The 13,914-nt window shown below is 73.6% G+C and carries 14 protein-coding genes; 6 read left to right on the forward strand and 8 right to left on the reverse strand.

The features are described from left to right. Nucleotides 1-78 precede the first annotated feature (78 nt). The 3 genes from FB476_RS10135 to FB476_RS10145 form a co-directional block, all read right to left on the reverse strand. A complete protein-coding gene (locus FB476_RS10135; protein WP_141818646.1) occupies nt 79-627 on the reverse strand; it encodes a type 1 glutamine amidotransferase domain-containing protein in 549 nt (182 codons plus the stop codon). Between the two features lie 146 nt (nt 628-773). Beyond that, nucleotides 774-2,297 carry an alanine/glycine:cation symporter family protein gene (locus FB476_RS10140; protein ID WP_141818647.1) on the reverse strand — a complete coding sequence of 508 codons (1,524 nt, stop codon included), beginning with the start codon at nt 2,295-2,297 and terminating at the stop codon, nt 774-776. A gap of 105 nt (nt 2,298-2,402) precedes the next feature. Next, a complete protein-coding gene (locus FB476_RS10145) occupies nt 2,403-3,812 on the reverse strand; it encodes a glycine--tRNA ligase (protein WP_141818648.1) in 1,410 nt (469 codons plus the stop codon). Nucleotides 3,813-3,868: 56 nt separating this feature from the next. Here FB476_RS10145 and FB476_RS10150 point away from each other — a divergent pair, with 56 nt between their 5' ends. From FB476_RS10150 to FB476_RS16480, 5 genes are read left to right on the forward strand one after another with little or no spacing between them, the layout of a single operon-like run. After that, complete coding sequence (locus FB476_RS10150) at nt 3,869-4,198, forward strand: DUF6703 family protein (protein WP_141818649.1); 330 nt, start codon at nt 3,869-3,871, stop codon at nt 4,196-4,198. Between the two features lie 41 nt (nt 4,199-4,239). Continuing rightward, nucleotides 4,240-5,232 carry a metal ABC transporter substrate-binding protein gene (locus FB476_RS10155; RefSeq protein WP_141818650.1) on the forward strand — a complete coding sequence of 331 codons (993 nt, stop codon included), beginning with the start codon at nt 4,240-4,242 and terminating at the stop codon, nt 5,230-5,232. Continuing rightward, on the forward strand, nt 5,229-5,990 hold the full coding sequence (locus FB476_RS10160; protein ID WP_238329656.1) for a metal ABC transporter ATP-binding protein: 762 nt from the start codon (nt 5,229-5,231) through the stop codon (nt 5,988-5,990). The genes FB476_RS10155 and FB476_RS10160 overlap by 4 nt, the downstream gene beginning before the upstream one ends. Further along, the gene (locus tag FB476_RS10165) at nt 5,987-7,003 is read left to right on the forward strand and encodes a metal ABC transporter permease (RefSeq protein WP_170233592.1); all 1,017 of its coding nucleotides are present in this window, start codon (nt 5,987-5,989) and stop codon (nt 7,001-7,003) included. Before FB476_RS10160 ends, FB476_RS10165 begins: the two co-directional genes overlap by 4 nt. Further along, nucleotides 7,000-7,395, forward strand: a complete 396-nt coding sequence (locus FB476_RS16480) for a Fur family transcriptional regulator (protein ID WP_170233593.1) — start codon at nt 7,000-7,002, stop codon at nt 7,393-7,395. The genes FB476_RS10165 and FB476_RS16480 overlap by 4 nt, the downstream gene beginning before the upstream one ends. Before the next feature lie 60 nt (nt 7,396-7,455). Here the strand turns inward: FB476_RS16480 and FB476_RS10170 are convergent, their stop codons facing one another. Continuing rightward, a complete protein-coding gene (locus tag FB476_RS10170) occupies nt 7,456-8,253 on the reverse strand; it encodes an isoprenyl transferase (RefSeq protein WP_141818651.1) in 798 nt (265 codons plus the stop codon). Next, on the reverse strand, nt 8,250-8,981 hold the full coding sequence (recO, locus tag FB476_RS10175; RefSeq protein WP_141818652.1) for a DNA repair protein RecO: 732 nt from the start codon (nt 8,979-8,981) through the stop codon (nt 8,250-8,252). Before recO ends, FB476_RS10170 begins: the two co-directional genes overlap by 4 nt. A 94-nt stretch (nt 8,982-9,075) precedes the next feature. Here recO and FB476_RS10180 point away from each other — a divergent pair, with 94 nt between their 5' ends. Then, entirely contained in the window at nt 9,076-9,711 is a 636-nt protein-coding gene (locus tag FB476_RS10180; protein ID WP_141818653.1) for an alpha-ketoglutarate-dependent dioxygenase AlkB, read from the forward strand. 29 nt (nt 9,712-9,740) lie between these two features. Here the strand turns inward: FB476_RS10180 and ptsP are convergent, their stop codons facing one another. From ptsP to dhaK, 3 genes are read right to left on the reverse strand one after another with little or no spacing between them, the layout of a single operon-like run. Continuing rightward, complete coding sequence (gene ptsP / locus FB476_RS10185; RefSeq protein WP_141818654.1) at nt 9,741-12,236, reverse strand: phosphoenolpyruvate--protein phosphotransferase; 2,496 nt, start codon at nt 12,234-12,236, stop codon at nt 9,741-9,743. 8 nt (nt 12,237-12,244) lie between these two features. Next, nucleotides 12,245-12,871: a dihydroxyacetone kinase subunit DhaL gene (gene dhaL / locus FB476_RS10190; protein ID WP_420359358.1), complete on the reverse strand. Its 627-nt coding sequence runs from the start codon at nt 12,869-12,871 to the stop codon at nt 12,245-12,247. A gap of 8 nt (nt 12,872-12,879) precedes the next feature. Then, a complete protein-coding gene (dhaK, locus tag FB476_RS10195; protein ID WP_141818656.1) occupies nt 12,880-13,887 on the reverse strand; it encodes a dihydroxyacetone kinase subunit DhaK in 1,008 nt (335 codons plus the stop codon). Between the last annotated feature and the right edge of the window lie 27 nt (nt 13,888-13,914).

Below are 13,914 nucleotides of genomic sequence, written 5' to 3' on the forward strand. Positions count from 1 at the left end.
GGGGAACGACACGACGGACGCCCGTGCTCGTGCACGGGCGTCCGTCGTCCGGGGTGCGGGCCGGTCACGGCCCCCGGGTCAGGCGGTCTGCTCCTCGTGCTCGCCCTCGGCGAACTCCTCGACGATCTTGGCGTTGAAGGCCGGCAGGTCGTCGGGTGTGCGGCTGGAGACCAGGCCGGCGTCGACGTGGACCTCCTCGTCGACCCAGGTGGCGCCGGCGTTGCGCAGGTCGGTCTTCAGCGAGGCGTAGGAGGTGAGGGTGCGGCCGCGGAGCACGTCGGCGTCCGTCAGGATCCAGGCGCCGTGGCAGATGACGCCGACCGGCTTGCCGGCCTCGAAGAAGGCCCGCGCGAAGGCGACGGCGTCCGCGTCCATCCGGATGTCGTCCGCGTTCACGACTCCGCCGGGCAGCACCAGCCCGTCGAAGTCCGCCGCGTCGGCGCCTGAGACGGACTGGTCGACCGTCGCCTCGTGGCCGTTCTTGCCCGTGATGGAGCCCTCGGAGGGCGACACCAGCAGGGCCTGCCCACCGGCGTCGGACACCGCCTGCCACGGGCTGGTCAGCTCGCTGTCCTCGAAGCCGTCGGTGGCCAGGAACGCGATCTTCTTGCCGTCAAGGGCGGGCATGGGGTACCTCCGTGGTCGATGTCCGGGAACTCCTCCACGGTAGGAGCGGCGCGAGGCCGTCGCACCCGGGAACGACGCGCGCCGGCGGGGCCGACCCGGGGGTGGGCCGTGCACCGCCGGCGCGACGTCGATCGGGGCCGGTCGGGTCAGTCGGCGTCCGCGTGGGTCCCGACGGCCTCGCCGCCGGGGCGTCCCGCCAGCCGGTCGGCGCGCTCCTCCCAGAAGGTGGCGTTCTTGATGCCCAGCGGCCGGGGGTCGAACTGCGGGTCCAGACCCTCCTTGCGCTGCGCCTCGTAGTCCTTCAGGACCTTGATGGCCGGCCGCTGGAGGATGAGGATCGCGATGATGTTGAGCCAGGCCATCAGCCCGACCCCCAGGTCGCCGGCGGCCCAGGCGGCCTCGGCCGTCGTCAGCGCACCGTAGGAGACCGTGATCAGCAGCGCGAGCTGCAGGAGCCGCATGCCCACGGCGGTCACCTGGGCACTGCGCCCGCGCAGCAGGTAGGTGACGTTGACCTCGGCCATGTAGTAGTAGGCCACGATCGTGGTGAAGGCGAAGAAGAGCAGCGCCACGGCCACGAAGCTGCCGCCCAGCCCCGGGAAGACCGTGTCGAGCGCCGCCTGGGTGTAGGCCGGACCGACCTCCACGCCGTCGACCGCCGTGCCGCCGCTGTAGATCACGGCGCCCGACTCGGCGCCGTCCTCGTGGACCCGGTACATGCCGGTCGACAGGATCATGATCGCGGTCGCGGTGCAGACGAAGAGCGTGTCGACGTAGACCGCGAACGACTGGACCAGCCCCTGCTTGGCGGGGTGGGAGACCTCGGCCGCCGCGGCGGCGTGCGGGCCGGTGCCCTGGCCCGCCTCGTTGGAGTAGAGGCCGCGCTTGACGCCCCACATGACGGCCATGCCGAGGATCGAGCCGAAGGCCGCGTCGAGGCCGAAGGCGCTCCTGAAGATCAGCGCGAACATCGCGGGGATCTCGGTGACGTTGATGAAGAGCACGATGACGGCCAGCAGGATGTAGGCGATCGCCATGAACGGCACGACCATGCTGGCGAAGACCGCGATGCGCTTGAGGCCGCCGACGACGATGAAGGCCAGGGCGATGATCACCCCGATGGTGGCGATCCGCGCGTCCAGGCCCCACGCGTTGCGCATCGAGGAGGTGATGCCGTTGGCCTGCACGCCCGGCAGGAGCATGCCCATGGCGATCACCGTGACCACGGCGAAGAGCATGCCGTACCACCTCATGCCCAGGCCCTTCTCGATGAAGTAGGCCGGGCCACCGCGGTACTCGCCGCGGTCGTCGCGCTCCTTGTAGATCTGGCCGAGGGCGCTCTCGATGAACGAGGTGGCCGACCCCAGGAAGGCCATGACCCACATCCAGAAGATGGCGCCGGGGCCGCCGAAGGCGATCGCGGTGGCCACGCCACCGATGTTGCCCATGCCGACCCGTCCGGCCAGGCTCATCGCCAGCGCCTGGAAGGAGGAGACACCGGCCTCGGAGGACTCGCCCTCGCGCAGCTGGCGGATCATGCCGCCGAAGTGCCGCACCTGCATCAGCCGCAGGCGGATCGTGAAGTACAGGCCTGCGGCGAGGCACAGGTAGACGAGCGCGCTCGACCAGACGATGTCGTTGGCGCGGTTGACGAGCTCTGGCAGGGACATGGGGGCTCCCCCTTCCGTCGGGAAAACGGTCGGGCGGCAGTGTGCCACGGCTGTCCCGCGCGGGGCGAGGGCCCTCGGCGCGTCCCGTGCGGGACGCGCCGGAGGTCAGCAGCCGATCAGGCGCTGCGCGAGGTAGCCCTCCACCTGGTCCAGGGCGACCCGCTCCTGGGACATCGTGTCGCGCTCGCGCACGGTCACGGCGTGGTCCTCGAGGGTGTCGAAGTCGACCGTGACGCAGAACGGCGTGCCGATCTCGTCCTGGCGGCGGTAGCGGCGCCCGATGGCACCGGCGTCGTCGAAGTCGACCATCCAGTGCTGGCGCAGCTGGGCGGCGAGGTCACGAGCCTTGGGCGAGAGGTCGGCGTTGCGCGACAGCGGCAGCACGGCCACCTTCATCGGGGCCAGGCGCGGGTCGAGCTTGAGCACGGTGCGCTTGTCGACCCCGCCCTTGGCGTTGGGGGCCTCGTCCTCGGTGTAGCCCTCGACGAGGAAGGTCATGAGCGAGCGCGACAGACCGGCCGCGGGCTCGATGACGTAGGGGGTGTAGCGCTCACCGCTGGCCTGGTCGAAGTAGGACAGGTCGGCGCCGGAGTGCTTGCTGTGCGTGCCGAGGTCGAAGTCGGTGCGGTTGGCGATGCCCTCGAGCTCGCCCCACTCGCTGCCGGTGAAGTTGAAGCGGTACTCGATGTCGACGGTGCGCTTGGAGTAGTGCGAGAGCTTCTCGGCCGGGTGCTCGTAGTGGCGCAGGTTGTCCGGGTCGATCCCGAGGTCGACGTACCAGCGGGTGCGCTCGTCGATCCAGTACTGGTGCCACTCCTCGTCCTCGCCCGGCTTGACGAAGAACTCCATCTCCATCTGCTCGAACTCACGGGTGCGGAAGATGAAGTTGCCCGGCGTGATCTCGTTGCGGAAGCTCTTGCCGGTCTGCGCGATGCCGAACGGCGGCTTCTTGCGCGAGGCGCCCATGACGTTGGCGAAGTTGATGAAGATGCCCTGCGCGGTCTCGGGGCGCAGGTAGTGCAGCCCGGACTCGTCCTCGATGACGCCCAGGTAGGTCTTGAGCATCATGTTGAACTCGCGCGGCTCGGTCCAGGCCTTGTTGCCGCAGTTGGGGCAGGTGATCTCGTCGAGCGGGATGTCGTCGGGGTCGACCTCCTCGCCGGCGCGCGCCTTCTTGTTGCGTTTCTCGGCGACGGCCTCCTGCATGTGGTCGACGCGGAAGCGCTTGTGGCAGGACTGGCACTCGGTCAGCGGGTCGGAGAACTCGCCGACGTGACCGGAGGCGACCCAGGTCTGGCGCGGCAGGATGATCGAGGAGTCGAGGCCGACGACGTCGTCGCGGGTCTGCACCATCGAGCGCCACCACTGGCGCTTGATGTTCTCCTTGAGCGCCACGCCGAGCGGCCCGTAGTCCCAGGCCGAGCGGGTGCCGCCGTAGATCTCGCCGCACGGGAACACGAAGCCACGGCGCTTGGCGAGGGACACGACGAGATCGACGGTGGAGGTCTGGGCCATGCGCGCCAGTGTACGGGGGCGTCGGACCTCTCCCGGTGCCGGACTAGGCTGTCCGGGTGTCCAGCGCACCCGCCCCCGGCCCCGACCGCACCACCGAGCCCGGCCCCGTCCGGCGCTCGATCGAGCAGGCCTCGCTGCCGGCCCTCGAGCAGCTCGCCAAGCTGCCCGTCTGGCTGCCGTTCCTCGTGCTGCTCCTCCTCATGCTGGGCGGCGGCTTCCTGGGCGGACCCGTCGGCTGGGTCCTCGTCGGCCTCGCGCTGGCCTTCATCCTCTGGCTGTTCTACCTGTCCTGGCCTCGGCTGAACGGCGTCGACCGGCTGATGCGGGTGGCGGTGCTGCTGCTCTTCATGGCGGTGACCGTGGTGCAGCTCGTGCCCCGCGGCTGAGATTTTGACAATCATTCTCAACTAGGCGCAGACTGACGGGTATGCCCCGTGGTCCTCGCCTCCTCCTGCCTCTGCTCGCCCTCCCCCTCGTCCTGACGGGCTGCGGCGGCGGCACCGCCCCGGGGGCCGACCCGGACGCGCTGCAGGTGGTCGCGAGCTTCTACCCCCTGGAGTACCTCGCGGAGCGGATCGCGGGCGAGCACGCGCAGGTCACGACGCTGACGGCGCCGGGCGTCGACCCGCACGAGGTGGAGCTCACGCCCCGGCAGGTGGGCAGCCTCGGCAGCGCCGACCTGGTCGTCTACGCCGCGGGCATGCAGCCGGCCGTGGACGACGCGGTGTCGAGCCAGGCCGCCGAGCACGCCCTGGACGTCATGCCCAGCGCCTCGCTGCTGCCCTCCGACGGCGACGACCACGACCACGGGCACGGGCACGAGCACGACGAGGCCGGGCACGACGACGAGGCCGCCGAGGCCACCGAGGAGCACTCCGTCGACGACGGCCACGACCACGGCGCGTTCGACCCGCACTTCTGGCTCGACCCGAAGCGCTACGCCGACGTCGCCGCCACGCTGGCCAACCACCTGGCCGAGGTCGACCCCGAGCACGCGGAGGACTACCGCGCCAACGTCCGGGTCCTCACCGACGAGCTGCGCGACCTCGACGACGAGCTGGCGGACGGCCTGCAGACCTGCGCGAGCCGCGAGGTGGTGACGACCCACGACGCGTTCGGCTACCTCGGCGCCCGCTACGACCTCCATGTCGTCGGGATCACCGGCATCGCCCCCGACGCCGAGCCCTCCCCCGCCCGGCTGGCGGAGGTGACCGCCCTCGTCGAGGAGCTGGGGGTGGGCACGGTCTACGCCGAGCCCCTGCTGCCGACCGCGATCGCCGAGACCGTCGCCGCCGAGACCGGTGCGCAGGTCCTCACGCTCGATCCCGCCGACGGGCTGACCGCGGACGAGGACACCGACTACCCGTCGATCATGCGCGACAACCTCGACGCGCTGCGCGAGGGGCTGGGCTGCTCGTGAGCTCCGCCCCCGCCGCGACCACCGGTCCCGCCCCGGTGATCATCATGCGCTCGGCGTCCTTCGGCTACGCCGGGCGCCCGGTGGTGACCGACGTCGACCTCACGGTCCGGGCGGGCGAGGTGGTGGCCGTCCTCGGTCCCAACGGCTCGGGCAAGACCACGCTCGTCAAGGGCCTGCTCGGCCTGTCCGAGCACCTCTCCGGGACCGTCGAGGTGCTCGGGACGCCCGTGGCCCGGCTGCACGACCGGGCCCGCATCGGCTACGTGCCCCAGCGTCACACCCTCGTCGGCGGGGTGCGCGCCACGGTCGGCGAGGTGGTCGCCACCGGACTGCTCTCCCGCCGCCCCTGGTGGCGCCCCGCCCGCCGCGCCGACCGCGAGGCGGTGAGGGCCGCCGTCGAGGCCGCCGGGCTGGGCGACCGCCTCCGCTTCGACGTCGAGAGCCTCTCCGGCGGCCAGCAGCGCCGCGTCCTCATCGCGCGCGCCCTCGTGGCGCGCCCGGAGGTCCTCGTCATGGACGAGCCGACCGCGGGCGTGGATCGCGCCAGCCAGGACGTGCTGGCCCGCGTGCTGCGCCGGCTCGCCGCGGAGGGCACGACCATGCTCATCGTCACGCACGAGCTCAGCGCGCTGCGCGGCATCGTCGACCGCATCGTGGAGGTGGACTCCTCGCACGTGACCTTCGACGGCACCCCCGAGAGGTATGCCGATCACCAGGCGGAGCTCGCGCGACGGTCCGGACGGGAGGTGCTCGGATGAGCGAGATGCTCGGGCTCGACTTCATGCGCAACGCGCTGCTGGCCGCCCTCTTCGTGGGGCTGGCCGCCCCGATGGTCGGGATCTTCCTGGTCCAGCGGCGGCTCTCCCTCATCGGCGACGGGCTGGGGCACGTGGCCCTGGCCGGCGTCGCGGTCGGCGTCCTGACCGGTCAGGCCCCGGTGCTCACCGCCCTGGTCACCGCCGCCCTGGCCGCCGTCGTCATCGAGGTCGTGCGCGCCCGCGGCCGCACCACCGGCGACGTCGCGCTCGCGCTGATGTTCTACGGCGGCATCGCGGCGGGCGTGGTCATCATCAACCGCTCCGAGGGCGGGCGCACCGGCAGCCTCAACGGCTACCTCTTCGGGGCGATCACCACGACGTCCCGCGAAGACCTCGTCGTCTTCGGGCTGCTCTCGGCCGTCATCGTCGCGATCACCCTGGTGCTCCGCCCGCGCCTCTTCGCGGTCGCCGGCGACGAGGAGTACGCCCGCGCCAGCGGCCTGCCGGTGCTGGCCCTCAACATCCTGCTGGGCGTGCTCACCGCGGTGACCGTCGTGGTCGCGATGCGGGTCATCGGGCTGCTGCTCATCAGCGCCCTCATGATCATCCCCAACGCCGCGGCGCAGCAGGTGTCGGGCAGCTTCCGCAGCGCCACGGCCTGGGCCGTGCTCTTCGGGGTCGCCTCCTCGGTCGGCGGCGTCGCGCTCTCCTACCGCCTCGACACGGCCACCGGCGGCACGATCGTGCTCCTCACCATCGCCGTCTTCGCGCTGGCGATGGCGGCCGGGGCGGCCGTCCGCGCGCTGGCCCGGCGCCGCCACCGGCTCGCCGAGCGGCACGCCCACGAGCACGGCCCCGGGTGCGGCCACGAGGCGATCCCCCACGGCGACCACGTCGACTACCTGCACGACGGCCACCGGCACGCGGCGCACGAGGGCCACTACGACGAGCACAGCGACGACCCGCTCGACCACTCCCCCGCCGAGCCCGACGCCCAGGAGGTGCGCCCGTGACCGCCCCCCGCCGCCGCCCGACCCGCCAGCAGGCCGCCGTCGTCGAGCGCCTCGGGCAGAGCGAGGACTTCACCAGCGCGCAGGAGCTGCACGCCCGAATGCGCGAGGCCGGCGACAAGGTCGGGCTGGCCACGGTCTACCGGACCCTCACGTCCCTGGCGGCGGCGGGCGAGGTCGACATGATCCGCACCGACGAGGGCGAGGCCGTCTACCGGATGTGCTCGACCGGGCACCACCACCACCTGGTCTGCCGGCACTGCGGCCGCACCGTCGAGATCGAGGGTCCGGCCGTGGAGAAGTGGGCCGACCGGGTCGCGGCCGAGCACGGCTTCACCGACGTGAGCCACACGCTGGAGGTCTTCGGCACCTGCGCCGGCTGCACCGACCGGTAGGACGTCGCGCCCCGGCGCCCCAGGCAGCGGCACGGAGCCGGAGCCGTCGGCGCCGGAGCCCTACGAGCCCCCGGCCTCGCCGGCCGCCGCGTCGACGGCACCGCCGTAGCGGCGGTCGCGAGCGGCATAGGTCTCGATGGCCTGCCACAGGTGGCGCCGGTCGAAGTCCGGCCACAGCGTGTCGAGGAAGACCATCTCGGCGTAGGCGCTCTGCCACAGCAGGAAGTTGGACGTGCGCTGCTCGCCCGAGCTGCGCAGGAAGAGGTCCACGTCGGGCACCTCGGGGTGGTAGAGGTAGCGCGCCACCGTCCGCTCATCGATGCCACCGGGTCGCAGCCGGCCCTCGGCCACGTCCTGGCCGATGGCGCGCACGGCATCGGCGATCTCGGCCCGCCCGCCGTAGTTGACGCAGAAGTTGAGCGTGATCACCCGGTTGTCCCTGGTGCGCTCCTGGGCGTCCTCGAGCTCGGAGATCACCGACTTCCACAGCCGCGGTCGTCGGCCGGACCAGACCACCCGGACCCCCCAGGAGTCGAGCTCCTCGCGCCGGCGCCGGATGACGTCGCGGTTGAAGCTCATGAGGAAGCGCACCTCCTCGGGGCTGCGCCGCCAGTTCTCCGTCGAGAAGGCGTAGGCCGAGACGCACTGGACGCCGACCTCGATCGCGCCGGCGATGACGTCGAGCAGGCTCGCCTCCCCCGCCTCGTGGCCCTGCGTCCGACGCAGGCCCCGCTGGTTGGCCCACCGGCCGTTGCCGTCCATGACGATCGCCACGTGCCGCGGGACGAGCTCGCGGGGGACGGCGGGGGGGCGGGCCCCCGAGGGGTGCGGGAAGGGCGGGCGCGGCTCGCGGGTCATGGTGTCCTCTCGACGTGGCGCAGCGACCGGACGCCGCGCTCCAGGTGCCACTGCAGGTAGGCGGCGACGAGGCCGCTGGCCTCGCTGCGGTGCCGCCGCTGGCTGACGTCGGCGACCGACCAGTCTCCGTCGAAGAGCGCACGCAGCAGCTCCAGGGTCTCCGGCGCGGGCGCCGAGCTGCCCGGCGGACGGCATACCGAGCAGACCGAGCCGCCCGACGGGACGTGGAAGGCGCGGTGGGGACCGGTCATGCCGCACCGCGCGCAGTCGGTGAAGCTGGCCCGCCAGCCCGCGATGGCCAGGGCCCGGACCAGGTAGGAGTCGAGGACCAGCCGTGGGTCGTGCTCGCCCGTCGCGAGCGCTGCCAGGCCGCCCGCCAGCAGCCGGAAGTGCTGCGGCGCGGGCTGTCCCTCGTCGGTGAGCTGCTCGCAGGTCTCGAGCATGACGTTGGCGGCCGTGAAGGCCGGGTAGTCGCGCGCGATGGCCTCGCCGTAGGTGGCCAGCGCGTCGGCCTGGGTGATCGTGTCGAGGTTGCGGCCCTCGTAGCACTGGACGTCGACGACCATCCCCGGCTCCAGCCGGGCGCCGAACTTGCTCTTGGTGCGACGTACGCCCTTGGCCACCGCTCGCACCCGGCCCCGGCCGCGGGTCAGCAGCGTGACGATCCGGTCGGCCTCGCCCAGCTTGTGCGTGCGCAGCACGACGGCTGCTTCGCGGTAGGTGGGCATGGGTCCATCCTCCCACCGCGACCCCCTCGCGCCCGGCAGGTGGGGCGCCGCACGAGGATGGCGTGTATCGTACACCTGTTCTACAGTGGGCGTCATGATGCTCCAGGGCTCTCTCCTCGACCAGGTCGACGAGGTCGGCCTCCGGCCGCTCGCCGACGGGCTGCGCCGGACCGTCCTGACCTCCGGCGCGTGGGTCGACGTCCGCCCCGGCTGGGTCACCGGCGCCGACGAGCTCTTCGCGCGCCTCACGCTGGGCGGGTCTGCCGGCGTGGAGTGGCGCGCCGAGCGGCGCACCATGTGGGACCAGGAGGTGGACACGCCTCGGCTGCTCCGCTTCTACCGCGAGCACGAGGTGCTCCCCGACGCCGTGCTCACCCGGGCGCGCGACGAGCTGAGCGCCTACTACGCCCCCGAGCTCGGCGAGCCCTTCCGCACCGCGGGCATGTGCCTCTACCGCGACGGCCGCGACAGCGTGGCGTGGCACGGCGACCGGCACGGCCGCAGCACCACGCAGGACACCATGGTCGCGATCGTCAGCCTGGGCGCGCCGCGGGCGCTGCTGCTGCGTCCCCGCGGCGGCGGGTCGAGCATCCGTCACGTCCTCGGGCACGGCGACCTGCTCGTCATGGGCGGGTCCTGCCAGCGGACCTGGGACCACTGCGTCCCCAAGACCTCCCAGCCCGTCGGGCCGCGGATCAGCGTGCAGTTCCGGCCGCGCGGGGTGCGCTGAACGCCCGGACATGCCGTGGGCGTCCGCCCTCAGGCGGTCGCCCGCCGTCCGGCCCGCTCCAGCAGGGCACGCACCTCCCCGGCGTCGGCCGCGGCCAGGGCCCGGTCCGCGAGGGCGCGGAACTCCGCCGTGGAGCCGGCCCGCAGCCGTTGCTTGACCATGGGGACGGTGGCGGCCGACGTGCTCAGCTCCGTCACCCCGAGACCGACGAGGAGGCCGGCGAGGTCGGGGTCGGCGGCCATCGCGCCGCACAGCGAGACGTCCACGCCGTCCGGCGCCCCGTCGGCGACGTGCCGGATCAGCTCCAGCACCGCCGGCTCCAGCCGGTCCGACCAGGGCGCCACCGCGGGGTTGCCGCGCTCGGCGGCCAGGACGTACTGCACCAGGTCGTTGCTGCCGATCGAGACGAAGTCGAGCCCCGTCGCCAGCTGACGGACCCGCAGCGCCGCCGCGGGCACCTCGATCATGATCCCGACCTCCAGGTGCTCGGGCGGGCGGCCCAGCCCCGCGCGGCGGGCCGCGCGGTCGAGCAGCTCGCGCGCGGTGGCGACGTCGGCGGCCGTGGTGATCATCGGGAAGAGCACACGGATGCGGCGGTCGACCGCCACCCGGCAGATCGCCTCGAGCTGCTCGAGCACCAGCGTCGGGTCGTCGGCGAAGGCGCGCAGCCCACGGGCCCCCAGGAAGGGGTTGGCGGTGGCGGCCTCGCGGGGCACGAAGGCCAGCGGTTTGTCGCCGCCGGCGTCCCAGGTGCGGATGGTCACGGGGTGCGGGTGGTAGACGTCGGCGATGGCGCGGTAGACCTCGACCTGCTGGTCCGTCGTGGGCGCCTGCCGCCACTGGGCGAAGACCGCCTCGGTGCGGATCAGGCCCGAGCCGTCGGCCCCGAGCCCCGCGCCGAGCCGGGCCACGGCGACCGAGGAGACGTTGGCCTTGACCCGGATCCGCACGTGGTCGGTCGTCACCGCCGGCAGGTGCGCGTTGTGGAGGGCCGCCTCCCGCTCGGCCCGGCGGGTGGCCACCATCTCCTCGAAGGCGGACCGCACCGGGGGCGAGGGGTCGACCGCGAGCTCGCCGCTGCGGACGTCGAAGGCCAGCAGCGTGCCCGGCTCGACGTCGGCCCGCTCCCCCACCCCGGTCAGCACCGGGATGCCGCGGGAGGCCGCGATGAGGACGCCGTGGCCGGTGTCACCGCCCGCCCGGGTGACGATGCCGTGCACCCGGGAGGCGTCGACGGAGATGGCCACGGCCGCGTCGAGCTCGTCGACGACCAGCACCCCCTCCTCGACGACCCTGGGCTGCTCCAGCCCGAGGAGCAGGCGCAGCACCCGTTCGCCGATGCCCCGGATGTCCTGGGCGCGTTCGCGCTGGTAGGGGTCCGGGAGCTGCTCGAAGGCCGTCGCGGTCTCCGTCACCGCGTCGCTCCAGGCCGCCGCGGCGGAGGCTCCCCCGGCCACGAGCTCGTGGGCGCGCGTGGTGATGCGGGGGTCGCGGAGCAGGATCGACTGGGCCAGGAAGAGCTCGGCCTCCTCCTCCCCGAGGTCGCGCCCGGCCTGCTCGGAGAGCTCGGCGAACTGCGCGAGGGCGGCCTGCACGGCCTCCTCGAGCCGGGCGAGCTCGGTGGCGGTGTCCTCGGCCTCGATCCCGTGAGGGTCCGGGAGGACGTCGACGAGCACGGCGGGACCGACGGCGGCCTCGAGCCCGGAGCCGGCGACCCCGGGCTCGGCCGACACCGTCGGGGCCGGCAGGACGACGTCGGCGAGCGGCTCGGCCGGGCCGGGGAGGTCGCCGAAGGCCCGGGCGGCGAGGTCGGTCAGCGCCTCGAGCACCGTCTCGGCCTCGGGGCCCCTGGCCTCCGCCTGCAGCACGTGGCCCCGGCGGGCGTCGAGGGTCGCCACGGCCGAGACGCTGCGGGCGTCCACCGGGCCCCGGCCGGAGGTGAGGTTGCGCACCCGCACCGTCGTGCGGGGCGCCAGCTCGGCGACGCGCGCGACGAGCCGGGCGGCCGGGCGGGCGTGCAGCCCGTGCTCGCCCACGACCGGCAGCTCCGCGGTCAGTGCCTCACCGGCCGGGCCGACGTGCTGCTCCGGGGGATCAGCGGTCCGTTCGTCCCCCAGATGCACCGCCTTGGGCAGCAGGGCGCGACGCGCCTCGCGCTCGACGGCGTCGAGGTCCCCTCCCGCGGCGGCCGTGACGACGGCCGAGACCAGCCCTTCGACGAGCGGGGCGGACGTGACCCGCACCGCCTCGGCCACCTCGGGGTCGACGAGCTCGAGGGCCATCTCCGTCGACAGGACGGCGCTGCCCAGGTCGAGCAGCACCAGCACCCCGGCTCCCCCGGAGGCCGCGTGGGCCACGCGGAGCGCCTCCGCGACCGCGGCGGCGTCGGTCCCGGTCGTCTCCTCGTCGAGCCCGGCGGCCACGCCCACGTGCGGAGCGTCGGGGCCGGCGACCATCTGGGCCGCCAGCGCCACGGCCGCCCGTGCCAGGGGACGGCTGTGGGCGACGACGACGAGGGAGATCACGGGTGGGCTCAGCCCAGGGTCCGCGCGGCGGTCTCGAGGAGGATCGCCGCGCTGCTCGCGCCGGGGTCGACGTGGCCGGCGCTGCGCTCCCCGAGGTAGGAGGCCCGGCCCTTGCGGGCGACGAGCGGCTCGGTGGCGTCGCGACCGGCGGCTGCGGCGTCGGCCGCGGCGCGCAGGCAGTCGGCCAGCGAGGCGCCCTCGGCGTTGGCGTCGTCGAAGGCCTCCAGCGCGGGGGCGAGGGCGTCGTACATGGTCTTGTCGCCCACCTCCGCCTTGCCCCGGGCGACGATGCCGTCGACGCCCGCGTGCAGGCTTTGCGCGAAGGCGTGGACGCCGGCGTCCTCGGTGGCCGCCATCGGGCCGGCGAAGCGCAGGAAGAAGGTGCCGTAGAGCGGTCCCGATGCTCCCCCGACCGTGCTGACCAGGGTCATGCCGACCTTCTTGAGGTAGGCGTCGATGCTGGCGAAGTCTTCCTCCTTCGCCAGGGCGGCGCTGCGCCCGAAGCCACGGGCCATGTTGGTGCCGTGGTCGCCGTCCCCGATGGCGCGGTCGAGCTCGCCGAGATGGTCGGCGGCCGCTGCCAGCTCGGCGGCGGCCCCGGCGATCCAGGACTGGAAGGCGGTCAGGTCAGCCACGTCGTCTTTCACGCTCCCCATCGCAGGCCGGGGGTCACCACGGGGGCGTCCCACAACCGCACGATCTCGTCGTCGGCCCGCAGGAGGGTGACCGAGCAGCCAGCCATCTCCAGCGAGGTGATGTAGTTGCCCACGAGGCTGCGGACCACGGTCACGCCCACCGTCTGGTGGAGCAGGGTGCGCACCTCGGCGAACATGAGGTGCAGCTCGAGCAGCGGGGTGCCGCCCATCCCGTTGAGCAGCACGACCACCGGGTCGCCGCGCCGCAGTCCCAGGTCCTCGACCACCGGTACCACCAGGGCCTCGGCCACCTCCCGCGCCGTCCCCAGCGGCAGGCGTCGCCTCCCCGGCTCCCCGTGGATCCCGACGCCCAGCTCCATCTGGCCGGGCGGCAGGTCGAAGGAGGGCCTGCCGGTCGACGGCAGCGTGCACGCCGAGGTCGCCACCCCCATCGACCGTCCGCGCGCGTTGACCTCCCGCGCCAGCGCCGCGCACGAGGCCAGGTCGCGGCCCTCCTCCGCCGCGGCACCGACGATCTTCTCCACGAGGACCGTGACCCCGGTGCCGCGACGGCCGGCCGTCCAGGTGCTGTCCTCGACGGCGACGTCGTCGTCGGTCACGACGGTCTCCACCGCCGGGCCGCCCTCCTCGGCGAGCAGCTCGACGGCCATCTCGGCGTTGAGGACGTCGCCGGTGTAGTTCTTCAGGACCAGGAGCACGCCCGCCCCGCCGTCGGCCGCGCGGCAGGCGGCCACGAACTGGTCGGGGACCGGAGAGGTGAAGACCTCCCCGCAGCAGGCGGCGTCGAGCATGCCCCGCCCCACGTAGCCGGCGTGCATCGGCTCGTGACCCGAGCCCCCGCCAGAGACGACGCCGACCTTGCCCTCGGTGGGCCCGCCCCGGCGGGTCACCACCCGGTGCTCCGCGTCGACCTCCACGAGGCCGGGGTGGGCGGCGACCAGACCGGCCAGCGCCTCCCCCACGACCTGCGCGGGATCGTTGAGGAGCTTCGTCATGCGCTCACTCTGCCACGCCGACCCGCT

It is taken from the genome of Ornithinimicrobium humiphilum (assembly GCF_006716885.1).
In the GTDB taxonomy this organism is placed as follows: domain Bacteria; phylum Actinomycetota; class Actinomycetes; order Actinomycetales; family Dermatophilaceae; genus Ornithinicoccus; species Ornithinicoccus humiphilus.

Coding starts and splice junctions, on each gene's coding strand:
- FB476_RS10135 (WP_141818646.1), bottom strand. CDS start 627: ATGCCCGCCCTTGACGGCAAGAAGATCGCGTTCCTGGCCACCGACGGC.
- FB476_RS10140 (WP_141818647.1), bottom strand. CDS start 2,297: ATGTCCCTGCCAGAGCTCGTCAACCGCGCCAACGACATCGTCTGGTCG.
- FB476_RS10145 (WP_141818648.1), bottom strand. CDS start 3,812: ATGGCCCAGACCTCCACCGTCGATCTCGTCGTGTCCCTCGCCAAGCGC.
- FB476_RS10155 (WP_141818650.1), top strand. CDS start 4,240: ATGCCCCGTGGTCCTCGCCTCCTCCTGCCTCTGCTCGCCCTCCCCCTC.
- FB476_RS10165 (WP_170233592.1), top strand. CDS start 5,987: ATGAGCGAGATGCTCGGGCTCGACTTCATGCGCAACGCGCTGCTGGCC.
- FB476_RS10170 (WP_141818651.1), bottom strand. CDS start 8,253: ATGACCCGCGAGCCGCGCCCGCCCTTCCCGCACCCCTCGGGGGCCCGC.
- recO (WP_141818652.1), bottom strand. CDS start 8,981: ATGCCCACCTACCGCGAAGCAGCCGTCGTGCTGCGCACGCACAAGCTG.
- FB476_RS10180 (WP_141818653.1), top strand. CDS start 9,076: ATGATGCTCCAGGGCTCTCTCCTCGACCAGGTCGACGAGGTCGGCCTC.
- dhaK (WP_141818656.1), bottom strand. CDS start 13,887: ATGACGAAGCTCCTCAACGATCCCGCGCAGGTCGTGGGGGAGGCGCTG.